Here is a 22700-nt window from a genome sequence, read left to right as displayed (position 1 = left end):
ATGAGATAGAATCAGAGATAATAAACTAGTGTGCTGGCTCATTCATATTTGATTAAATATGAACGAGTCAGTACACTAGCCACTTATAAGTTAAAAAAGCCAATCGACGAAAAATTGTCGATTGGCTTTTTATAGTGGTGCGTCTGGCGGCACATTTTTATTCCAGATTAAGCTTATGTTTGGTGATCAAAACGCTTGCAAAGTACATGGCAGCTGAGATCAGCAGGCATGTAACAGTTCCTATGACTGCAGCCATGACCAATGCAGAATCTGTATTATATTCATCTAAATGGTACATTTCAATGGTATCTTGCAGATCATTACTATTAACAACCTTAAAAATTGTTGATATTATAGCTGATATGATCTTGATTCCAAAATAGCTTACAATAGCGCCGATAATTCTATGCTTCTGCCACAACTGACCAAGACTTATAGCAAAAAATACTGTCGTAAGAAAATAAATAATACGAGATATTCCCCAGAGTACATTGGTTACAATAACTTCAATTGGCGTCTCATAGAGACCTTCAATCATATTATCTACCATATGCGTAAAAAGATTACCCGAAGCAGATTCGCCTATGGAATAAAATCCCATTACTACAAAAACAATACTAAGAATGATACATAATATATTGATAATTTCAAAAATATAAGCAACCAACATTCTTGAAAAAAGAATTTCACTGGTAGTAGCAGGAAGTGTAAATGTCAGATACCCCTGCGAACTGTAAAGGCTGCGATAATAATGAACCACAATAAAAACAAGGCATATTGTTCCAAGGCATGGAAGTATCAGTGTATATAAGCCGAGCCCCATAGTTGTAAAAAAACCTGAAGCATCTGAACTACTGAACGCTGAGGTGCTTACGGAAAGTCCAATAAAAGCTCCGATAATCAGTATTGCTACATCAAGTAATAAAAATAGTTTCCAAGTATCTATAAATTCATGTTTAATTAATTTCCCCAACATCTGAATACCTCCCTGAACAGTTCATCAATAGTCTTACCATGCTGTTGTCTGAGCGCATTTACTGAAGAATGGAGTACGATATGTCCATTCTGCAAGAAGATGGCTTCATCAAGTACATTTTCTACATCAGAGATAAGATGTGTCGAGATCAGGATAGTAGCCTGATGATCATAGTTTGAGATAATGGTATGCAGGATATAATCTCTTGCTGCAGGATCAACACCTGCGATCGGCTCATCCAGAATATACAACTTGGCATGTCTGCTCATTACAAGGATCAGCTGAACCTTTTCCTTATTACCCTTGGACAAGGTCTTGATCTTGACATCCGGATTTAAATTAAGTCTTGCAAGCATATCGTAGGCACGTGCCGGATCAAAGTCCTGATAGAAATCCATGAAAAGTTCGATGTTCTGTTTGATAGTTCTGCTTTCATCAAGATAAGTCTTGTCAGGCAGATAGGATATAACACTTTTGGTTTCTACGCCTATTTTGTTTCCATCCACGAGAACCGTACCGCTTGAAGGTCTAAGCAGTCCGCAAAGAATTTTGATCATAGTGGTCTTGCCGCTACCATTTGGACCAAGAAGTCCAACGATGTGCCCGCTCTCAACTTCGAGATTGACGTTATCCAAAGCGGTAACACTGCCATAGGATTTAGATAATCCATTAAGCTGAATTAGTTTATTCATATGAAAATTCCCCCTTTTTTCATTAGACAAGATTTTATCATTAGAGGACTTAGGTTGTAAACATTATAAAATAGCCTGTTAAAGTGCCTTATTGATAATTTTATTACGGATTAAAATTCAAAAAGAAATGCTGTGATATAAAAAATCCCACACCACATGAAAGTGATGTGAGATTCTTTTGCCATAATTAAACATTTATAATGTGCTGATCTGCCAGCTTATTCAGCATCTGCGAACTGAGACTCATGCTTCTTGAAGAAGTCAACTCTTGGAAGAAGCTCTTTGAGCTCGTGATTATCAAGATCACCAACATAAGATGAGATAGGATCAAGAATCTTATCCCAGTTCCAAAGAGACTTGTCGATGTTCATGTACTCTCTAAACATCTCGCATCCGTCTGGAGCGATAGGGTGAACTAAGATAGCGATGATCTTGCATGCATAGAAGCAGTCTGCTACGATCTGTTTTCTAAGCTCAGGGTCACCAGTGTTATCAGCTTTCTTAACGTTGTTAACCCAGTGCTTGTTGATCTCTCTGATATAGTCATCAAGAGTATATGAGATACGATGGAAGTCATGATTGTACATATGACGCTCGTACTCAGCAATAGTCTTTTTGGACAGCTCTACGATAGAAGGTGTGATCTCGTTTGAAGGGATCTTGCCTTCGTAGTTGTTCTGTACAGCATAGAAGCAGGATCTGATAAGTCTGTTAAATACGTTGGTAAGAAGGTTTCCTTCTTTTAATACCATATCGATACCTTCCTGCTCTTCCTTAGGCATGTAAACCTGAGGCTTGAAGCTTACGCTCTTGGAAGAAAGGCCAAGGCTCATGAAGTGCATACGAAGCTGCTCTGGTGTGTAGTATGCAAGGAGTTCATCAGCCATCGGAGGCTTGATATCTGAGCTTGAACTTGCCTTCTTGTCCATGAAAAGAACGTGTCTGTTAGGAATGATATGAGGAAGATTGATAGCAGCCATATCAGGATGCTCTTCCTTCTTGTATTTAAGTCCTGTGAAGATACCCATTTCTGCAATAGCATAGAAATAGATATTGTCTTCGCCGATGAACTGGTAAACCATAGCGTCATCGCTATCCCACCATTTCTTCCATTCATCTTCAGGAAGGCCCTTGCTCTCAAGATAAGTTCTTGTGAATGAGATAGGAGCCCAGAGTGATTCAGGCCATACCCAGAAAGTAAGGTCTTTCTGATCTTCCTTATCAGGAACCTTTACGCCCCAGTCAACATTACCGGAAAGTCTGAATGGAACCAGAGTCTTACCTGATGTATAGTGAACACCTTTTTCCTCAAGAATCTTTTTAGCCTCATCGCGGGCATCAAGGTTTTCGAAGATAAACTGAACGAAGGACTTCTTTTCCTCATCGATCTTTTCAAACTTAGGGAAAAGACTCTCAAGTGCAGCCTGATCTTTCATGTTCTTACGAGGAATGATAACGCTTGGCTTACCAAGGAATTCGCCGATAGTATCAAGTGAGTAGCGGCGTGTATTTGAGCCTTTTCTAAGAGCATCATTACGCTCTTTCATAAGATCGATAAGATCTTCAAGGCAGAAGTACCAGTTTGTAACTGCCTTAAGTGAAGGCTTCTGACCTGAAAGTGCACTTACAGGATTGATAAGCTCTGATGGCATGTACTGATGACCAAGAGAACACTCATCAGCATAAGCCTTGTCTGAGCAGCAACCAGGAATAGGGCACTTACCAAGAACCTGACGGCCGTTAAGGAAAACCTGCTTCTCTTCATCATAGAACTGAAGAGTAGAGAGCTTTTCGATATATCCGTTTTCGTAGAGCTTGTTGAAGATCTCAGCAGATACCTTTGTGTGCATCTTGCCTGCTTCACCAAGAGCAGAAGCACCGAAAAGGTTAGGGCTTATCTTATAATCAGCAAGAGTCTTTTTCTGCTTCTCGTGATTACCTTTAACGTATTCTTCTATAGTTCCTTCGTAACCGTCTTCCTTTAACTTTCTGTAAGCTTCCATGATAGGAGAGCCGTAGCAGTCAGTACCTGATACGAAGATAACGTTCTCTTCACCGATTCTGTCTCTTAAAAAGCGTGCAAAGATATCAGCGTGGATAAACATACCGCCCACGTGACCGAAGTGAAGAGTCTTGTTGCCGTAAGGCATACCGCCGGTTATGACCGCGCGCTTTGGCCAGACAGGCTTATCATCTCTCATAAGTCTTTTGTTCATCTAATAATTCCTCCATGATAAAAAAGGTAGTTCGGGAACAAAATAAAAAAGCCCCTGCAACTACCGTTTAGTAGTTACAGGGACGAATGATCGTGTTGCCACCCTTGTTCCTTAAACCGTCACCGGCTTAAGCTTATTAAGTACGCATCAACTAAATGACTTAATACTCTTGTTCTGTAACGGGAACTCCCGTCATAGCATCACCTAAAAAAGGATCCGTATGCGGCTCCGAGGCCTGGTTCATCCGGTCTGTGTCACTTCCTTTCAGCAGCGAATATTACGTGAATACTCTACGGAAGCTCTCTGTGGACATCAAAAGGGATTACTCTTCTCTTCATAGCCTTTTTGAATAATAAAGTTTGATAATGGACCTGAAGATTATATATTGACAGGTCATTATCAGGCATCAAAAGTCATTTTGAAACCTACTCTTTATAATGACTCAATCAAAAAGAGATGTCAACTAAAAAAATAAATCAAGGGTGTTGACATAATGAGTGTTATGGGTGTATATATAACACATAAACAGTTGCAACGACATAAGTTGGTGTAGCGAGCTCCACCAATTATAACTATTAGTCACTCGCGACATGAGGTTAACAATGAAGATATCGCAGAATTCTAAAGTTCCGATCTATCAGCAGATAGCAGACAGCTTTCGAACAGATATTCTTGAAGGAAGGCTAGGGCAGGGAGAGTACCTCCCGTCTATAAGAGGCCTTGCCAAGGAACTCAAGATAAGTGTCATCACTACCATGAAAGCATATGAAGAGCTTGAGAGCGAAGGGATGGTAACCGCAGTCCAGGGTAAAGGTTATTATATAAACCCTCAGGACGGCGAGATGCTTAGAGAGCAGCATATGCGTAAGGTTGAGGATGCACTTATGGAAGCTATCAAGTGTGCTAAGATAGCAGGAATGACAGATGACGAACTGACAGACACACTTAAGACACTACTAAGGTTTGAGGAGGAATGACATGGAAACACAGGCAGTAATCTCTTGTAAAAATATAGAGAAGAAATATAAGAATTTTAAACTTAAGGTTGATAAGGTTGACTTCCCTAAAGGATTTGCAACAGCACTTATTGGCGAGAATGGAGCAGGTAAGACAACTCTCCTTGAACTAATAGCAGGTCTCAGATTAGACCACGAAGGAGAGATAAGATATTTCGGAAAGTATTCAGAAAAAGACAGAGAAGAAGACCCGGTAGTAAAGAATAGCATCGGATATACAGGGACAGGTAATTACTTTATGCCGGGATGGAATCTTAAACAGACTAAAGAAGTTCAGGAACTTTTATTTGATGGCTTTGATGGTGATAAATATGACGAGATTTTGAAAGAACTGGCTTTTTCTGCTGATAATAAGACTGATGCCAATAAAAAGGTAAACTCATTATCAGATGGTAATAAGACCAAGCTTATGCTGGCAGGAGTTCTTTCGAGAAACACAGAACTTCTTTTGATGGATGAACCGGCATCTGCGCTTGATCCTCTTATGAGAGAAAAACTCTGTGAGATCATAAGAGAGTATCTTGCTGAAGCAGAAGGAGAAAAGTCAGTCATCTTTTCCACACATAATATAGCGGATATGGAAAATGTCACTGACTATGCAGTTATTGTAGAAAATGGTGAGATAGCTGAACAGGGCTTTGTAGAAAATCTTAAGGAAAAATATACATACGTCAAAGGCGATAAAAAAGACGAAGAACTTGGTAAGAAATATATGTATGACATGACTACCAATAATTACGGCTTTGAAGGACTTTGCCTTTCAGACGACCTGGATAAATTGGCGGGCGCTGATATTATTACTGAGACTCCTACACTTACGCAGCTTTCTGTTGGCATTATGCGTGCTAACACAAGACTTAAACTTGCATAAGTAAAGTGACAGGAGATTAGGCATGAAAGATATATTAAAAGTATACAGGATATTTTGTAATAGTATATACAGTATTGTTGTGTTAGTTCTTTTTCCGGTTTTGGCTATTGGAATTCATACAATGCTTACAGGCAGGCTTGCCGAATGGAGTCTATTTATTATTGCTTTTTATATGATGGTCCTTGGTGTGTTCGGAGATTTCTTTTGCTATAACGGGATAAATTCTAAAGATTTTCAGTTTGGACTTTTTAGAAATACCCTTAATGGAAGAAATAATATTAAACTTGCCATTGTTACAGATCAGGTAAGAAGATTTTTGCAGATATGTTTTGTTCTTCTGATATGCGGCGCTATAACACTTATCAGTAAGTCGGCCCTAAATAAAAGTGAAATAGTATTACTAATACTTATACTCATAGCATTTGTTTATGGCGCTAATTCGATCATTATATCTATTCTTAGGTTCATTACAGAATATACGATATATATGGGAACGGCATTTATACTTGTTGCATTATTTGGCGCAGCTGTCAGTGTGCTTATCTTATACAGATATGAGTATATGACGATTAATCTGTGGACGTGGCTGATAGTATTTATAGTTTTGGATGTAATAGGCAGCTTTTTGGCAGTGAAAATGCCCTTAAGGAATTTTGATAGAAGCTTTAAAGAACGTGAGGTTTGAAAATGTTAAAAGATTTTATTACTGCAGTTAAGTTATTAAAATACAATCCCAAAGTTAAAAGTCATGCAGTGTTTTCGGGGATTTTCTTTGTAATCGGACTGTTTTTTGAATTAACAGGTAAAGGCGATTCGATTTTGGGAGTTCTCTATTTACTGTTCCCTGCTACAACATTCTGGCAGTCTCATTACACATCCTGCATGTGTGGCCTAGTTCAATCATCACAGGCCAAGAAGAAAATGCAGACGTATTATCCGTTTTTGCTATGTATACCATATCTATTATTAGTATATGTAATCGTATTTGTATATCATTTTTATCTTGCCAAAAATGGAATGGAGGGCTTTACATATTCTGTAAATTATGGAATTCAGAGTAAGTATCTCTTCTTTGCAGGAGCAATGCTTGGTATTTTACTTATATATTCTGTAGTCAGTTATAAATTATTTGTTGGATCTACTATTGTACTTGGGATAGTTGAAATTTCAATTATTTTTCTTGGACTAAGCGAATCTCAGAAGCTGATATCTTTCTTTGGCAGACATTTTGCTCAGTCAGTGGCTTTTAGCATCATATTTGTTGTGATTGGATGTGCCGGAGCTGTTATTATGGCGAATCTCTTATACAAAAAAGATATTGATGAGATCGCAGTAAACGGAATTGCCAGAAGTCTTAATAAATAATGATAAGTGATAAAAAAAGAGATGATCGATAAGATCATCTCTTTTTTAGAGCGATAGACGGGTCGCTGCTCGTCCGGTGGACGAGCGCTTAGCGACGACCGGAGCGAAGCGGAGATACGAATCCTGCACCGCGGGTGAGCGGCTCCTCTGCCGCTCACTAAAACGAAAAGCACATCCTTTACGGATGTGCTTTTCGTTTTACTAAAGCGATAGACGGGGCTCGAACCCGCGGTCTCGACCTTGGCAAGGTCGCGCGTTACCAACTACGCCACTATCGCATTTATTCAGTTTCGCTTCGGTGCTCACCTCAGCGACATGTATGATATTACCTCAATTGAATTCTGTTGTCAACGACTATTTTCAAAAAATCCAAAAATAATTTCATATCAGGCACAGAAATAAGTATATAGGGAGCATAGAATCTTAAAATAATGCACTCGTCCAACCTTTTTTTACCATGAGAGATCTTAGGTCAAAATCTTCATCGAATCTGAAATAGTTACAACTTACATCGAATGCCCCGAAGATCATCTTTCTTTTGGCCATGGCATTTATCTGCTTTATAACAACTTCTCTGTCCCTATGCACTCCTTTACAATAATCCCAGGTTGAGTATTCGGGGTGGTTGACCATTAATGGACCATATTCCTGTATATAATCTATGGCTTGGCATGTTTTAGCATACTTGACAAAGAAAAGCATGGAAAATGCCATTTCAAAACATCCAAATTCTGGAACTGTGAATAGCATGGCAAATCCCATCATAAGAAATATGATCCCAAATATCAAAGTGCCTGTGTTTAAGAAGATCACAAGGGATGCTTTAAGATTTTTTCTGCTTTGTTTCATTGTATTCATTATACGGACTCCCTTGTGATATTTTTGACCTCTGATCTTTTAATACCTCTTTGGTAGTTACAGCAAGGGCATGTCACATAATATTTGGTATGAAGAGGTATAACAGGGAGGAAGAAAAGGGTGAAGTATAAACTTTTCTTTTTGACCTGATGCTTTGAAGTATGCAGGCAGTTCATGCAGTACTCAGCATTATATGTATGTGCTATTACCTTTGTTTTGTCACTTAATCCATATAAAAACAGCATGGTACTCTCCGAATAATTTTTTTACGATCATCATGATATAATAAAAGTAGGTATAACATTTTTTTATAATAACGGCAAGAAATTATTAAACTATCACAAACTCAGACCAAAGGAGGGACCCTTTATGAAACTGACATTTATAGGTGCTGATCACGAAGTTACAGGAAGTTGTCATTGTCTGCAGGCTTGTGGTAAGACGATTCTTGTTGATTATGGTATGGAGCAGGGACGCAATATATTTGAGAATGCACCGCTTCCTGTTGCACCTGCTCTTATTGATTATGTATTTCTTACACATGCTCATGTTGATCACAGCGGACTTATTCCTTCACTTTATGCCAATGGTTTCAGGGGCAAGATCTATGCTACAGACGCTACGGCAGATCTGTGCGATATAATGCTTAGAGACTGTGCTCATATCCAGATGCAGGAATCTGAATGGAAGAAGAGGAAGGCTAAGCGTAACAGCAGGCTTGAAGGAGCAGAACCTCTTTATACTATGGAAGATGCTGAGGGTGCGATCAGGCAGTTTGTGGCATGTGAGTATGATGAGATAATTGATATCTGTGATGGGATCAAGATCAGATTTACAGATATCGGCCACCTTCTTGGAAGCTCCAGTATAGAAGTATGGCTTTCGGAAAAAGGGCAGGATCGCAAGATCGTTTTTTCCGGAGATATAGGTAATATCTGCCAGCCTCTTATCAAGGATCCTAAATATACAGAAGAAGCGGACTATGTTGTTATGGAGTCTACTTATGGCGACAGACTTCATACGACGGAGAGACCTGATTATGTCAGGGACCTTACGGAGGTTTTAAACAGAACATTTGAAAGGGGCGGTAATGTTGTCATCCCTTCTTTTGCAATAGGAAGAACCCAGGAAATGCTGTATTTCTTAAGGCAGATCAAAGAAGAGCATCTTGTAACCGCAGTTCCTGATTTTGATGTATATGTAGACAGTCCTATGGCGGTAAGCGCTACTCAGCTTTTTGCTGACCATGAATATGCATGCTATGACGAGGAAGCCCTTGAATTTGTGAGAAAAGGCATAAATCCAATATCTTTCCGCGGACTTAAACTTTCAATAACCCAGGAAGAATCTGTAGCCATCAACTTTGATGATAAGCCCAAAGTAATCCTGGCAGCGTCCGGTATGTGTGATGCAGGCCGTATCAAGCATCATCTTAAGCACAATTTGTGGCGTCCCGAAAGTACCATTCTTTTTGTTGGTTATCAGTCAATTGGAACCCTTGGAAGAGCTATATTTGACGGTGCTGAGAGGGTCAAGATCTTTGGCGAAGAGATCGATGTTAATGCCGAGATCACTAAGATAGAAGGACTTTCCGGTCATGCGGACAGAGACGGACTTGTGGCATGGCTTAACGGATTTACTAAGAAAAGACCTAAAAAAGTTTTCATAGTGCATGGTGAAGATACTGTAACAGTTTCATTTGCAAGTTATCTAAGAAACGAATTTGGATATGATACCTATGCTCCGTATAGCGGAACCATATTTGATCTAATTTCGGGACAGTTTGATAAAGAAGGCGTTCCTGTTCCTGCTATGAAGAAGACAGGTGAAGCTGTATCTGATGTATATGCAAGACTTAAGGCAGCAGGTGCAAGACTTATCGCAGTTATTGGCAAAGTCAGCGGCATAAGCAACAAAGATAAAGCAAAGTTTGCGGATCAGATCAATGCACTTTGTGATAAGTATGACAGATGAAAATAATCTGTTATAATGTTTATGTTTCTTATTAAGATTAAAACTGACTTGTTAAAGGCAATATTTGCTTATTATATTTCCAAATTATAGATTATAATAATTATCAATACGCGCCTTACTGGGTAGTGTATTAGATTCTATGGGGGATTCTTTATGTCTAAAGCTGATGAATACTTTATTGAGATGTGCAATGATATTCTGACTAATGGTACTACTACAGAAGGTCAGGCCGTTCGTCCACATTGGCCGGATGGAGCATCTGCATATACGATCAAGATCTTCGGTCAGGCACATACTTATGATCTTTCTAAAGAATTTCCACTTATGACTCTCCGTAAGACAGGTATCAAGACAGCTACAGATGAAGTACTTTGGATATATCAGAAGAAATCTTCAAATATCAAAAATTTAAAAGGTTCGATCTGGGATGAGTGGGCTGATGACAATGGCTCTATAGGCAAAGCTTATGGCTGGCAGATCGCAGAGAAGAATTCATATAAAGGCGTTACAGAAGAAGGAATCGATAAGGCTTTTCCTACATGGAAAAAAGAAATCGAAGGAAATAAGGTAATGTATTCATATGTTCCTGGACCTGGTATCCCTTCTATGGAAGAGCGTCTTGTACCAGGAACTGATGCATACGAAAGACTTGGCGAGCCTGACATAGTTTTTGACAGAGAATCAAAGATAGCAGTTATGGATCAGATGAACAAGGTTATCTATGACCTTAAGATCAATCCATTCTCTCGCCGTATCATGACTACCACATGGAATGTATCAGAACTTTCTGATATGCATCTTGAACCATGTGCATACAGCATGACTTATAACGTGACTCAGGACAAGGCAGATGGAAGACTTGTTCTTAACGCTGTTCTAAATCAGCGTTCTCAGGATATGCTTGCAGCAAACAACTGGAATATTGTCCAGTATTCTTCACTTGTGCATATGCTAGCACAGGTATGTGATATGAAAGTTGGCAAACTTCTTCATGTAATCGCAGACTGCCATATCTATGACAGGCATATTCCATATATCAAAGAACTTATAGGAAGGACGCCTCTTCCGGCACCAACTTTCCACCTTAATCCGGATATCAAGGATTTTTATGACTTTACAAGGAATGACGTGAGTGTAGAAAATTATGAGGTAGCAGGAGACCAGTTTAAAGATATACCGATTGCCATTTAAGATTTTGCTGGTCTTAAACAGTGTAAATGAAAGAATTTCTGAAAACGAAGTATTTAATAACCAGGATTATAGCGTCAATCCTGATTCTTTTAACCGCGGGAGTCTTTATCTATGCATCTTTAGACCCGGTGGATTCTTTTCGTTTGCATTATAAGTACTCGGATTTTTTCTCGGAGAGATGGCAGAATGATCCGGATGGCCAGGTAATAAGTGATGAATATATCGAGATCGGACCCGGAGAATCGGTTCGGTTATATCATAAGTTACCGTATTCTATCCCGCCTGAAGAAGCTATAGCAATATATGATCCCGAAATGTATATTGCCATATATGCTAATGGCACCTTCCTTGGAGAATTTGCCAAAGGTACGGATGATGTTCTGGGCAAAGAGATTGGAAATACCTGGTTCATGATAAATATTCCAAAGTTTGCATCGGGTAAGTTCCTGACTCTTGAAATGACAAATCCTACATCAAGAAGCATTCGTTTCTACTTCAATTACGCAATATTTGGACAGCGCAATGACCTTAATAATGAGATTTTCATTAAGAATATGAGTGCTATTCTTAATGGAATTATTTTCATTGTTGTTGGTATAATTCTGGTTATTTTTTCGTTCTATTTATTTAAATTTAAGATAGAGTCCATGGAGCTTCCTGCAGCTTATATGTCAGCTGTATCTATATTTTCAGGAATCTGGCTTTTGATGGAATCAAATCTTCCTCAGTTTATAAGCAGTTCGGTATCTGCCAGATATTCAATGGCAGTATTTCTTTTCATGATCATTCCTATCTTTCTGTTACTGTTTTTCCTTGAATATATAAATTGCGGGAAAAAAGTCACACTGTTTCTTTTGTGTACTTATCTTTTTGTAATGTCAGTTTCAGTATTTTTGTATGTGACAGGGATATCGCATATTTCTGTAAGCTTTGTGGGGTTTCTTATCTATTTGTATGCCATGATCCTGACACTTCTGGTACTTCAGATAAGAGAGCTTATCCTGACAAAAGACATGTATATCTTTGCATCGATAATCGGAACTCTTTTCTTTATTATTGTCTCCGGTTATAGTGTCATTCGTTATCGCATGGTTTATATAGAAGGCAATTCAAAATACTTCAGGCTTGGATACAGCGTTTTCCTTATGACTATAACCCTCACCGTGCTGTTTAAATCTTTCCATGAGATAAGAGGTGAGATGACACTCAGAAGGCTTAAAGAACTGGCATATGTCGATACCGTAACAGGCGGTAATTCACTTGCTTATCTTAACGAGAAGTTTACAGAGATAGATAAGGAAAAACGTGGCGAGTACTGGCTTTTGTACATGAACCTTGTCGGTTTTAAGGCAGTAAATGAGATCATCGGCTGGGAAAATGGAAATGTATTGTTAAAAGAACTGTATCAGCAGAACCAGACCACTCTTGTGGATGGTGAAGCTCAGGCAGCACTTGGCCAATCGAGTTTTGCAATGCTGATAAAGAGCGACAAAAAGGCAAATGAAGTTAGACGTAAGTGCTCACAGCTTAGAGAAGGCCTTGAAAAGGTACTTAGAGATAATTTTAAGTCATTATCTGTAAGAGTTGAGTTTTCAGCATGCCCTATAAGTGCAGGAGATGAGAACTTTAAGGCAATCCTTGATCTTGCCAGAATAGCTTATAGAAACTCAGCAGCTTCCTATGACATTGCATCTGACTGCTGGATGTATACTGAAACGTGTAAAGACAAGCTCCGTGTCGAGAAGACTATGGAGAACAGGCTTGAAAAGGCTCTTACAAATAAAGAAATGGAGCTCTTCCTCCAGCCCAAAGTTGATCCTCATACAGGCAAAGTTACAGGAGCAGAGTCTCTTGTCAGATGGCGCAGAAATGATGGAACTATTTTAAGACCTGTATACTTTATTCCTGTTTTTGAAAGAAACCGTATGATAGCAAGGGTTGATCTCTTTATGTTCAGAGAGACCTGCCTTTTTATAAAGAAATGGATCGATGAAGGGAATGAACCCTTCAGGATATCAGTAAATATCTCTAAATACAGTATCCTGAATCCGGAGAACTTTGAAAGCTATGAGAAGATTATAAGAGAGATCCAGCCTCCGATTCAGTGGATTGAGTTTGAAATAACCGAGTCCATGGCTTACAATAACGAAGATGACATTGCCGAGATCATCGACAGAATCCATGATCTTGGTGCTACAGTATCCATGGATGATTTTGGAAGTTCATACTCCAACCTTGTTGCGATCCAAAGGCTCCAGTTCGATACAGTCAAGATCGACAGAGGCATCTTTACCCATGGCTTCCCTGATAATGAAAAGAGTTTTCAGATGGTCAGCGCTCTTATGCGCATGTTTACAACAATCGGTATATTCGTTGTAGCAGAAGGCATAGAGTCTGAAAATCAGGTACAGGTACTTAAAAAGCTTGGATGTCATTCCATACAAGGATACTATTATTCCAAGCCGCTTGATGTTGAGAGCTTTAAAGAGTATTTTATCAGCACTAACGGCGTAGAGGATATTGGCAAAAGAGCCTGAAGATATAAAGAAAAGAGGACAGCATTTATATGAAAGCAATAGTTGCAGTAGATAATAACTGGGCAATAGGATACGGCGGTAATCTTCTTATCAGCATTCCGGCTGATCACAAGATGTTCCGTAATGAGACCAAGAATAAGGTTGTAATACTTGGAAGAAAGACTCTTGCAACATTCCCAAACAGCCTTCCGCTTGACCAAAGGACCAATATCATCTTATCTGCAAATCCGGATTATACGGTTAAGAGTACTTCTACAGGAACTGCTATCATGGCAAGGAGCATTGAAGAGGTACTGAAGATAGCTTCAGAGTATGATACCAACGATGTATATGTTATCGGTGGCACAAGCGTTTATACTCAGCTTCTTCCATATGTGGATACATGTATTGTTACCAAGGTTGACAGGGAGTTCACAGCTGATGCATACTTCCCTAATCTTGAAAAAGATCCTGAGTGGGAACTTGCAGAAGAAAGCGACGAACAGTACTACTTCGATAACTGCTACACATTCCAGAGGTGGATCCGCAAGTAAGAGTCGAATAAACGCGTAGGTTTTGATGGGGTAGGCTGTGCCTTCAAGACTGTTACAAATATAATCATAAGCCTCATGTGAAAATAACCCGGATTTTTCTAAGTGTCTTTTCCGCTTCCGTGAACACGCAGTACTTACGCTCCAAAGACACTAAGAAAAATCCGGGTTATTTTCAAAATCGGCCTATGATTATATTTATAACAGTCTTGAATCCTAAGTTGTCGTACAACCATCAAAAAGCTAAACGTTTATTTTAAACGGTTGAAAAAGTTGTAGATATAAGCATTTCTTGATTTATAAATAGTCAAGGAATGCTTTATTTTTTTATAAGAAAGTAAACACAATTTGAGCATAAATAAAACACAATTTCATCACAATTCAAATCTAAACTAAAGCCATAAAAGCACAAGAGCTAAAGGCAAGCTTGATGCAAGAGTTCTATAGAGCAATATGAAACAGGTTTAAAAAGTTAGATTATCAATCATACAGAGCTTTAAAAGCTCGGAAAGAGGTAGAGAGATGAATGGTGATGAAATCCTCAGAAATGTTAATAATGATGCAGTTCAGAACAGTGGTGATGGATTGAATGTGCAGGATGTAAGTTATATTGCGAATGAGAATGTAAAAGATGTAGCTAATGAAAAGATAAATGCTGTAACTGATGAAGCAGTTAATTGTGATAAAAATGAAAATGATGCGAATACTATAAAGTCTGATATCAAGAAAGAAAACAGAAAAGCCAGAAGAGCAGCTAAAAAAGAAGCGAGAAAGAAAGCAAAAGCGCAGAGAAAAGGTAAGATGACTGGAAAGATTGCAGGAGCACTTGCGCTTGCAGCGGTGTTTGGAGTTTGTACGGGAGCAGGTATTTATGGAGCTTCGAATTTTACAACTCTTTCACTTAATGATGGGTCAAATACTTCTTATAGCATAGCTGCAACTAACACAGATACTGATTCGTCGGATTCTGAGATCAAGGTTACGACTACAAGTAATACTCAGGTCGTTACGACAGATGTTACCAGTGTTGTGGCTTCTGTAATGCCTTCGATCGTATCTATAAATATAAAGGCTACAACTACAACAACAGATTTCTTCGGGCAGTCTTATCAGCAGGAGTCTGAAGGAGCAGGATCTGGAATAATTATCGCTAAGAGTGATACGGAGCTTATCATTGTTACTAATAATCATGTAATAGCAGATGCGAATTCCATGGAAGTTTCATTTGTAGATGGTAGCAGTGCTACGGCGTATCTTAAGGGAACAGAATCTTCTGTTGATATAGCTGTGATTGCTGTAGAGCTTGAGGATCTTTCTGAAGATACGCTTAGTTCTATAAGCATTGCTACACTTGGTGATTCTAATTCACTTACAGTTGGCGAGAGTGCTATAGCTATTGGTAATGCTCTTGGCTATGGTCAGTCAGTTACAACGGGTGTTATCAGTGCACTTGGTAGAGAGATAGAGACAGAAGATGGCGAGACCAATACTTTCATACAGACAGATGCAGCAATTAACCCTGGTAACTCTGGTGGAGCACTTTTAAATAGTGCAGGTGAAGTAATTGGAGTTACATCAAGTAAGATTGGTGCTACAACAGTAGAAGGAATGGGATTTGCGATTCCAATTTCTGATGTAATAGATCTTATCAATGATCTTATGAATGAAGATACTAAGATTACAGTTGCGGAAGCGCAGAAAGGTGCTTTGGGCGTATCTGTAATGACTCCTACAGGAATAGACGGAGCCTATGTTGCAGCAGTAAGCGAAGGAAGTGCAGCAGATAAGGCTGGAATTGAAGCAGGAGATCTTATAACATCTTTTGATGGAAATGACATAACATCTGCAGCTGACCTTACAAGTATTATGTCTTACTATGCAGAAGGAGACACAGTTACTGTAACTGTTCTTAGAAGAGTTAACGGTCAGTATCAGTATGTAGATATTGAAGTAACGCTTGATAATGCATCTGAGCTGTCAGGCTCATCATCAAGTGGTGATGATAACAACCAGGGTTATAGCTTTGGAATGCCTGGTCAGTCTGGTTCAGAATCGGAACATGAATCACAGCCGCAACAGGGATTTGATTCTCAGGGTAATGAATCACAGTCTGAGCAAGAGTATGATTCACCGCAGGGAAATTATGGCGGCGGTTCAGGATTTTCATTTGGCGGATAATAAAACCAAGGCAAAGCTAAAAAGTCCAATAATATAAATTTGCTTAAAATCGCTATCCCTCCACAATGCGATTTTAAAATATAATTCCACAAAACGTGCGAATCCATACGCACCCCCTACACAAAAAGAAGGCCTTCTTAACGAAGACCTTCTTATACTTTGAAGAATGAAGAATTTCTGAACGTTTGTTTTTATTTAAAGATCACAAATGACTGTGGTCCTATAACAATGTTATCGCCTGATTCTGAAATAAGAGCTTTTCCTATCTTGTAGATGGCATCTGTAGCCTTTGCTCCATTAAGAGGAGCAGTAACTTCTTTTTCGGAAGGGTTAACTGCGATGATGAGATTTCCTCTCTTATATACAAAAGGGAATTTCTCTTTTTCTGCATAGATGACTTCGAAGCTTCCGTCTGCTTTGAGGTCATCTTCTTTATGTCTTAAAGCTATGATATCTCTTACTGTGTGGATGAGAGATTCAGGATCTTTTTCTGCACTTTCAACTGTTGGAGCATCATCTGCTTTATCTACAGGAAGGTAGAGCTTATCGCTTTCTGCTTCTGAGAAACCGAGGTTCTTGCCGGTTGTCCACTGCATAGGTGTTCTTGAACCTGTGCGCTGGAAGCCGCCTTCTTTGGTGGGCTGGCCTTTTATGTATTTCATTCCAATCTCGTCGCCGTAGTAGAGGAATGGAACTCCGGGCATAGTGAAGAAGAAGGAATAAGCAAGTTTAAGTTCTCTGATTGAAAGAGAAGCTGTTTCTCTAGGAGTGTCATGGTTACAGGTAAAGAAGCTTATATAACCATTACCTTTTGTATTATTATATTTGGGAAGGTAATCATCAAGGAAACGCATGATGTCGCCGCCTGCTCCGCATTTAAAGAAGCTGTGGTCACCGCCGTCTGTCTCGTAGTCACGTACAAGTGTGTTGTAACCGTTGTAATGATGGTCGAGATAGAAGTCCATGTCGAAGTGAGCAAGGTTAAGAGCGGATGTGGGATTGCACCACTCAGATACCATGGCAGCTTCAGGATAGTCTTTAGCCAGCATTTCATTAATATCAGCCCAGATTGCGCTTGTAGCTGACTTTACTTCATCATCTTCTTTGACCAGAGAATCTGCCATATCTACGCGGAAGCCGTCGCATCCGTGATCAAGCCAGAATCTCATGATATCTTTGAGAGCCTGCCTTGTAGCAAGGCAAGCAGGAGCATCAGGAGCCATCTGCCAGTCCTCGGTTCTGTTAAGGAAGCCGTAGTTAAGAGCTGGCTGGCACTTGAAGAAGTTGAGCATGTATACGCCGTCTCTGTCGCTGTCACCGGCAATATAAGGATGATTGCCGATTCCCTGCCATACAGACTTGGTCCATACATAACGGTCTGAATACTCGTTTCTTTCAGGCTTTGCACTTTCTTTGAACCACTCGTGTTCTTCTGATGTGTGTCCGGGAACAAGGTCAAGAAGTACGCGGATGCCCTTTTCGTGAGCTATCTTAAAAAGGTTATAAAGGTCTTCGTTAGTTCCGTATCTTGGAGCAACCTTCTTATAATCTCTTACATCATAACCTGCATCCTTAAATGGAGAGTCGTAGCAGGGATTGATCCACAGAGCATTACATCCAAGGCTCTTGATATAATCAAGCTTTTGGATGATTCCGTTTATATCACCGATTCCGTCAGCATTAGTATCATAGAATGACTGAGGATAAATTTCATAGAAAACTGCGTCATTAAGCCACTTAGGCATAGTCACCTCTTTCTGCGCAGGCGCGCTAAATAAAAGAATTAATATAAAAACCCAATATAGTTAACCGCTTAAGCTTGTTTCATTTTAACATGTCTTTTGTGCTTGTAAATTACCTTACGCAAGTTTCGTGGGAAGTTTCGCAAAAAAAGATTTGATATGTGAAAAAAGATCTTTGATGGCTTAAAAATGTTATGATTTTTTTATGTTGTTTGACGATTATAAATGGTATGTACCATTCTGAAAATGTCGTTTAACGATCAAAAAATTATGCTTAGTCCCGAAAATGTCATACGTCGGATAAATAGTGCGGTTCGTCAGATGCTCTAACAGGCTGATGAGTTAACGAGTATAATATTAAACAACTGGCATTTTAGTTAAAACAGGAATACCAGATATGGAACTTGAAAAATTTATTGAAATCAATTGTGGGAAAGGTTAAACGGTTGAAAATGTCTAAAAAGAATACAAATTATAATATGATCAAGCGATTGATCATATTGGACAGTGTCTTTGCATATCTGATAGCAGTGTTGTTATGTCTTATATTTAGTCAAAATGCGGCATGGCTATTCGAGAATATTTTTGATAATAATGTGTATGTGCCACTGGCATTCATATTGGTATATGAATTTGTGGTGTTTGTTCTAACACTGATCTATACTGTAAAGATTTTAAAAGGCAATGATTATTATTCGGAAAGTGAAGCTATTGATCTTGCCAAACTACAGATGATAATGAGACTTGTACAGATTCCTGCGTATGCGGTTATCTTCTTCGTGGGAGTGATCGGAACGATGCTCATTTTTATGATCCTTTTATCGATGGCCTTATACATTCTGGATGTAATAAGCATTGCTGTAACCGGATTATCATCTGTTCCGGTGTATTATATCCTCGAAGATGCAGGTCTTATATCTAAAAAGAGACGTATTATCTATACTATATGCGGATTTTTGTTTGGTATGGATGTTATAGTGGCTTGTCTTTGTTACATTCAAAGTAAATCTGCAGCGTAATGCTTTTTGAGTAAATGATCCAGTATCTGAATGAATATGTAATCAATAAGTTCTTGAATCAAGATAATTGTATGGAGAGCGATGATTTAGACTGATGAGGATTCATGATAATTATTGAAACTCGTATTTGCTGTGTGTTATGAATATTCAAATATGATATACTTGTTAACAGGAAGAATTGCATAAAATTTTTTGGGCGATTCACGTATCAAAACAAAAGTTTCGTAAAGGTATACTATGGATATTAAATATAATAGAAAATCAAAAGAAAATCTGCCTGTAGTGGCAATATGTTATGACTTTGATAAGACTCTGTCTCCTGATGATATGCAGGCTCAGGGATACATCCAGTCAGTTGGATATGATGTGGCTCAGTTCTGGAAGGATACCAATGATCTTGCAGAGCAAAATGATATGGATGTGAACCTTGCATACATGTTTAAGATGGTACAGGAAGCAGAAGGCAAGCTGATCTTCAATAAAGATAAGCTTGCAGAGTATGGCTCTAAAGTTAAGGTATTTCCCGGAGTTGAGACCTGGTTTGAAAGGATCAGAGAATACGGCAGACAAAAGGGTGTAATAGTTGAGCATTACATCATTTCATCAGGCCTTAAGGAGATGATCGAGGGAACAGCTATGGCTGATTCCTTTACAAGAATATATGCTAATTCTTTTTTCTATAATGAAAAAGGAATAGCACAGTGGCCTGCTTTTGTTGTTAATTATACAAACAAGACCCAGTTCCTTTTCAGGATCGAAAAGGGCGTTCTTGATATCAACGATCCGGGAGTTAATGAGTTCTATAAACCTGAAGACCTTCGTGTTCCTTTCAGAAATATGGTTTATATCGGAGACAGCGATACAGATATTCCATGTATGAGACTTGTTAATTCTCTTGGCGGACACTCTATTGGTGTCTATGATCCCGGAACAGGAGATAAGACCAAGGTTTACAAGATGATCCGTGATAACAGGATCAAGTTCTTCGCTGCTGCAGATTATAATGAGGGCACGGAGATAGATGAGCTGGTTAAAGCCATCATAGACAGAACAGCAGTAAATGAAAAGCTTGAAGCTGAGCACATAAAGTCCGTTGAGGAGACCAGAGCTAACTCGTAGGGAGGTGCAGTTATGCTTAGAAGTTTGGCTATAGCAATTTCCATGTATTCAAGAATTCCAATGCCGCAGTTCGAATGGAAAGAGAAGGATATGAGGTATGCTATATGCTTCTTTCCTGTTGTAGGTCTTATCATAGGTATAATTGAATATCTGTTATGGATCCTTGGAAGGAGCGTTTATGCTTCTAGTATGCTCAAAGCCTGTATCTTTATTGCTATTCCGCTTATGGTTACAGGTGGCATACATGCAGACGGTTTCATAGACACAGCAGATGCCTTCTGCTCTTTTCAGAACAAGGAAAAAAAGCTTGAGATAATGAAAGACCCTCATGTTGGAGCTTTCGGGATTCTCAGATTTGTAATACTTCTTCTTATATATTTGGGATTTTCACATCAGGCATTTGAGGTTTGCGTAAGAAGGCAGTTTTATTGCATTTTTGCAGCTTTCATCCTTGCCAGAAGCTTAAGCGGCCTTGCTGCAGTTACTTTAAAGAGTGCTAAGGCAGAGGGAACTCTTCAGTCTTTTATCAAGGATTCCAACAGAAATATGGCAGCAGGGATACTTGCCTGTCAGGCTATAGTTATATTTATCTTTATGTTTATAGCAAACTGGAAGACGGCTCTTGGCTTTTTGATCTGTTCAGTTCTTGTGTATATCTATTATATACACAGGACTTCAAAGCAGCTTGGAGGCATTACAGGAGATACAGAAGGGTGGTATCTGTGTATTCAGGAGACTGCATATATGGTAACTGCTGTAATAGTCTGGCATCTGTCTATTCTCTTTTTATAAAAGACATTAAGCTCATATTTTGAGCTTGGAATTTCATCCAATAAAATCGACATTTCATCATTTTTTATGTTTGTTTTAAGCATGATAGAGGTATAATAGTTCATAGAGTTTTTACGAAAAATTGAAGCATTGTAATGCTTTCAAGAATAAAAGGAGATTAAAGTATGAAAAAGAAAGATATTCAAAACCAGCAGCAGGTTCAGGCTGCACCACCTAAGAAGGGGATCAGATTATCAACTATTGTTGAAGTATTTATGTTCATCACAGGAATACTTCTTACAGCAATGTTCTTCCTTCCGGTTTATAAAGATACTGTAAAGTATAATTCAGACTACTTTAAGCTTGATAACCTGCTTAATGTTTTCCCTGATAATGCAGCTTCATATCTCGGCCTTGCAGGAAGATTCCTTGATGACCGTAATGTGGCAGTTACAGTAATGATCTTTGCATTTATGTTAGTAATGCCTATTCTTCTTGCAGTACTGACATTCCCTAAACTTAGAAAGATTTCTGCACTTTCAATCATTCCTATCATCATCCTTGTTGCAGGACAGTTCTTCTTCGGTTTTGGATTTACAGTAGAGCAGAAGGCTCTTGAGCTTGCTCCATTTGGATATTTCTACAGCGTACTTGTATTCCAGCTTCCTATGATGTATCTCATCTTCATCATTCAGTCTATCATTGAGAAGGGCAGAATGAAGAGAGAAGCTAAGAATGCTCCTGCTATGGATCCTTCATATCAGCAGTTTGCACCTCAGGGTGGATTTGGTCAGCAGCCTATGGAAGGTCCTCAGTTTGGTGGACCACAGGGCGGATTTGGCCAGCAGCCTCCTATGAATGATCAGCAGTTCGCACCACAGGGCGGATTTGGCCAGCAGCCTCCTATGAATGATCAGCAGTTCGCACCTCAGGGTGGTTTCGGACAGCCTATGGAAGGCCCTCAGTTTGGTGGACCACAGGGCGGATTTGGTCAGCCGGCTCCTATGAGCGATCAGCAGTTTGCACCACAGAATGATTTCCAGCAGGCACCTTCTTTTAACGAGCAGCCTCAGAACAGCTTTGTAACAGAAGCTCCTGAACCAGCTCCTGCTCCAGAACCAGTTCCGGTACCAGCTCCTGAACCAGTTTTTGCAGAGCCTGCTTTTAGTGCGGCAGCTGAACCTGTTGTAGAAGCTCCTGTAAATTTTGAAGAAGCTAAGGAATCTGTAACAGAAGATTTATCTGAAAAGGCTCCTGAAGTAGCTGAAACTGTAGATAATACAGTAGGCACAATTGATGCTTCTATAGAAGCTCCTCAGGCAGAGGAACCTGTAAAGATGCAGCCTGCATTCTGCCAGCAGTGCGGAGCTAAACTTGAGCAGGGCGCACTTTTCTGCATGCAGTGCGGATCACCTGTTAAGTAATTAGTAGTTAAATAATTAGATATCATGAAGCGCCATCAGAGTAAATCTGGTGGCGCTTTTTTACTAAAAGAAATGAATAGAATTATAATACTTATCAGTAGAAAAGCGGTTGCTTGTTTTTGTATTAAAAAATATTTTATTTTACTTTGAATGATAGCAATGTTTAGAAAATTCAGAGCAATATTTAGATATATAGCACTCTTGCTTTTTAGCTAAAATTA

General features: G+C 39.1%; 19 protein-coding genes, 1 tRNA gene and 1 other annotated feature. Of the genes, 13 read left to right on the top strand and 7 right to left on the bottom strand.

The window, feature by feature from the left end; genetic code table 11:
• Positions 1-157: 157 nt before the first annotated feature.
• From WAA20_RS15870 to WAA20_RS15860, 3 genes are all read right to left on the bottom strand, one after another.
• Positions 158-976, bottom strand: a complete 819-nt coding sequence (locus WAA20_RS15870; RefSeq protein WP_073388975.1) for a hypothetical protein — start codon at positions 974-976, stop codon at positions 158-160.
• Positions 961-1668: an ABC transporter ATP-binding protein gene (locus WAA20_RS15865; protein ID WP_073388973.1), complete on the bottom strand. Its 708-nt coding sequence runs from the start codon at positions 1666-1668 to the stop codon at positions 961-963. The genes WAA20_RS15870 and WAA20_RS15865 overlap by 16 nt, the downstream gene beginning before the upstream one ends.
• A gap of 218 nt (positions 1669-1886) precedes the next feature.
• On the bottom strand, positions 1887-3884 hold the full coding sequence (locus tag WAA20_RS15860) for a class I tRNA ligase family protein (RefSeq protein WP_242951204.1): 1998 nt from the start codon (positions 3882-3884) through the stop codon (positions 1887-1889).
• Positions 3885-3959: 75 nt separating this feature from the next.
• Positions 3960-4231, bottom strand: a binding site (T-box leader).
• Between the two features lie 255 nt (positions 4232-4486).
• Here WAA20_RS15860 and WAA20_RS15855 point away from each other — a divergent pair.
• From WAA20_RS15855 to WAA20_RS15840, 4 genes are read left to right on the top strand one after another with little or no spacing between them, the layout of a single operon-like run.
• On the top strand, positions 4487-4861 hold the full coding sequence (locus WAA20_RS15855) for a GntR family transcriptional regulator (RefSeq protein WP_073388972.1): 375 nt from the start codon (positions 4487-4489) through the stop codon (positions 4859-4861).
• A gap of 1 nt (position 4862) precedes the next feature.
• Positions 4863-5771 carry an ATP-binding cassette domain-containing protein gene (locus tag WAA20_RS15850; protein ID WP_073388970.1) on the top strand — a complete coding sequence of 303 codons (909 nt, stop codon included), beginning with the start codon at positions 4863-4865 and terminating at the stop codon, positions 5769-5771.
• A 22-nt stretch (positions 5772-5793) separates the two neighbouring features.
• On the top strand, positions 5794-6456 hold the full coding sequence (locus tag WAA20_RS15845) for a hypothetical protein (protein WP_073388969.1): 663 nt from the start codon (positions 5794-5796) through the stop codon (positions 6454-6456).
• Between the two features lie 2 nt (positions 6457-6458).
• Complete coding sequence (locus WAA20_RS15840) at positions 6459-7136, top strand: hypothetical protein (RefSeq protein ID WP_073388967.1); 678 nt, start codon at positions 6459-6461, stop codon at positions 7134-7136.
• 205 nt (positions 7137-7341) lie between these two features.
• On the opposite strand, the gene WAA20_RS15835 is transcribed toward WAA20_RS15840, so the two are convergent.
• From WAA20_RS15835 to WAA20_RS21075, 3 genes are all read right to left on the bottom strand, one after another.
• Positions 7342-7414: transfer RNA gene (locus tag WAA20_RS15835), tRNA-Gly, on the bottom strand.
• Between the two features lie 145 nt (positions 7415-7559).
• Positions 7560-7994, bottom strand: a complete 435-nt coding sequence (locus WAA20_RS15830; RefSeq protein ID WP_073388966.1) for a hypothetical protein — start codon at positions 7992-7994, stop codon at positions 7560-7562.
• Positions 7994-8170: a zinc-ribbon domain-containing protein gene (locus WAA20_RS21075; protein ID WP_366151404.1), complete on the bottom strand. Its 177-nt coding sequence runs from the start codon at positions 8168-8170 to the stop codon at positions 7994-7996. The genes WAA20_RS15830 and WAA20_RS21075 overlap by 1 nt, the downstream gene beginning before the upstream one ends.
• A 193-nt stretch (positions 8171-8363) precedes the next feature.
• Here WAA20_RS21075 and WAA20_RS15825 point away from each other — a divergent pair, with 193 nt between their 5' ends.
• From WAA20_RS15825 to WAA20_RS15805, 5 genes are all read left to right on the top strand, one after another.
• Positions 8364-9968 (top strand): MBL fold metallo-hydrolase, encoded by a 1605-nt coding sequence (locus WAA20_RS15825; protein ID WP_073388963.1) that lies wholly within the window; start codon positions 8364-8366, stop codon positions 9966-9968.
• A 153-nt stretch (positions 9969-10121) separates the two neighbouring features.
• Entirely contained in the window at positions 10122-11159 is a 1038-nt protein-coding gene (gene thyA / locus WAA20_RS15820; RefSeq protein ID WP_081373903.1) for a thymidylate synthase, read from the top strand.
• A gap of 143 nt (positions 11160-11302) precedes the next feature.
• Entirely contained in the window at positions 11303-13696 is a 2394-nt protein-coding gene (locus WAA20_RS15815; RefSeq protein ID WP_073388961.1) for an EAL domain-containing protein, read from the top strand.
• Positions 13697-13725: 29 nt separating this feature from the next.
• Positions 13726-14229: a dihydrofolate reductase gene (locus WAA20_RS15810; protein ID WP_073388959.1), complete on the top strand. Its 504-nt coding sequence runs from the start codon at positions 13726-13728 to the stop codon at positions 14227-14229.
• 519 nt (positions 14230-14748) lie between these two features.
• On the top strand, positions 14749-16404 hold the full coding sequence (locus WAA20_RS15805; protein ID WP_073388958.1) for a trypsin-like peptidase domain-containing protein: 1656 nt from the start codon (positions 14749-14751) through the stop codon (positions 16402-16404).
• A gap of 191 nt (positions 16405-16595) precedes the next feature.
• Here WAA20_RS15805 and WAA20_RS15800 read toward each other — a convergent pair whose 3' ends face one another.
• Positions 16596-18149, bottom strand: a complete 1554-nt coding sequence (locus tag WAA20_RS15800) for an alpha-amylase family glycosyl hydrolase (RefSeq protein WP_073388956.1) — start codon at positions 18147-18149, stop codon at positions 16596-16598.
• 476 nt (positions 18150-18625) lie between these two features.
• Here WAA20_RS15800 and WAA20_RS15795 point away from each other — a divergent pair, with 476 nt between their 5' ends.
• The 4 genes from WAA20_RS15795 to WAA20_RS15780 all read left to right on the top strand — a co-directional run bounded on the left by WAA20_RS15795 (position 18626) and on the right by WAA20_RS15780 (position 22479).
• A complete protein-coding gene (locus WAA20_RS15795; RefSeq protein ID WP_139263808.1) occupies positions 18626-19165 on the top strand; it encodes a hypothetical protein in 540 nt (179 codons plus the stop codon).
• 237 nt (positions 19166-19402) lie between these two features.
• A complete protein-coding gene (locus WAA20_RS15790) occupies positions 19403-20284 on the top strand; it encodes an HAD family hydrolase (RefSeq protein ID WP_073388953.1) in 882 nt (293 codons plus the stop codon).
• A 12-nt stretch (positions 20285-20296) separates the two neighbouring features.
• Positions 20297-21076, top strand: coding sequence for an adenosylcobinamide-GDP ribazoletransferase (locus WAA20_RS15785; RefSeq protein WP_073388952.1), 780 nt, complete (start codon positions 20297-20299; stop codon positions 21074-21076).
• A gap of 164 nt (positions 21077-21240) precedes the next feature.
• Entirely contained in the window at positions 21241-22479 is a 1239-nt protein-coding gene (locus tag WAA20_RS15780; RefSeq protein WP_073388950.1) for a zinc ribbon domain-containing protein, read from the top strand.
• Positions 22480-22700: the final 221 nt, after the last annotated feature.

Origin of the sequence: Butyrivibrio fibrisolvens, from assembly GCF_037113525.1 — a bacterium.
Lineage (GTDB): Bacteria > Bacillota > Clostridia > Lachnospirales > Lachnospiraceae > Butyrivibrio > Butyrivibrio fibrisolvens.
The sequence above is the reverse complement of the archived record's forward strand: the minus strand, read 5'-3'. Positions and strand labels throughout refer to the sequence as shown.

Bases quoted from the DNA above. Each gene is read 5' to 3' on its own strand.
- WAA20_RS15870 (WP_073388975.1), bottom strand. From the start codon at position 976: ATGTTGGGGAAATTAATTAAACATGAATTTATAGATACTTGGAAACTA.
- WAA20_RS15865 (WP_073388973.1), bottom strand. From the start codon at position 1,668: ATGAATAAACTAATTCAGCTTAATGGATTATCTAAATCCTATGGCAGT.
- WAA20_RS15860 (WP_242951204.1), bottom strand. From the start codon at position 3,884: ATGAACAAAAGACTTATGAGAGATGATAAGCCTGTCTGGCCAAAGCGC.
- WAA20_RS15855 (WP_073388972.1), top strand. From the start codon at position 4,487: ATGAAGATATCGCAGAATTCTAAAGTTCCGATCTATCAGCAGATAGCA.
- WAA20_RS15850 (WP_073388970.1), top strand. From the start codon at position 4,863: ATGGAAACACAGGCAGTAATCTCTTGTAAAAATATAGAGAAGAAATAT.
- WAA20_RS15845 (WP_073388969.1), top strand. From the start codon at position 5,794: ATGAAAGATATATTAAAAGTATACAGGATATTTTGTAATAGTATATAC.
- WAA20_RS15840 (WP_073388967.1), top strand. From the start codon at position 6,459: ATGTTAAAAGATTTTATTACTGCAGTTAAGTTATTAAAATACAATCCC.
- WAA20_RS15830 (WP_073388966.1), bottom strand. From the start codon at position 7,994: ATGAATACAATGAAACAAAGCAGAAAAAATCTTAAAGCATCCCTTGTG.
- WAA20_RS21075 (WP_366151404.1), bottom strand. From the start codon at position 8,170: ATGAACTGCCTGCATACTTCAAAGCATCAGGTCAAAAAGAAAAGTTTA.
- WAA20_RS15825 (WP_073388963.1), top strand. From the start codon at position 8,364: ATGAAACTGACATTTATAGGTGCTGATCACGAAGTTACAGGAAGTTGT.
- thyA (WP_081373903.1), top strand. From the start codon at position 10,122: ATGTCTAAAGCTGATGAATACTTTATTGAGATGTGCAATGATATTCTG.
- WAA20_RS15810 (WP_073388959.1), top strand. From the start codon at position 13,726: ATGAAAGCAATAGTTGCAGTAGATAATAACTGGGCAATAGGATACGGC.
- WAA20_RS15805 (WP_073388958.1), top strand. From the start codon at position 14,749: ATGAATGGTGATGAAATCCTCAGAAATGTTAATAATGATGCAGTTCAG.
- WAA20_RS15800 (WP_073388956.1), bottom strand. From the start codon at position 18,149: ATGCCTAAGTGGCTTAATGACGCAGTTTTCTATGAAATTTATCCTCAG.
- WAA20_RS15795 (WP_139263808.1), top strand. From the start codon at position 18,626: ATGATCAAGCGATTGATCATATTGGACAGTGTCTTTGCATATCTGATA.
- WAA20_RS15790 (WP_073388953.1), top strand. From the start codon at position 19,403: ATGGATATTAAATATAATAGAAAATCAAAAGAAAATCTGCCTGTAGTG.
- WAA20_RS15785 (WP_073388952.1), top strand. From the start codon at position 20,297: ATGCTTAGAAGTTTGGCTATAGCAATTTCCATGTATTCAAGAATTCCA.
- WAA20_RS15780 (WP_073388950.1), top strand. From the start codon at position 21,241: ATGAAAAAGAAAGATATTCAAAACCAGCAGCAGGTTCAGGCTGCACCA.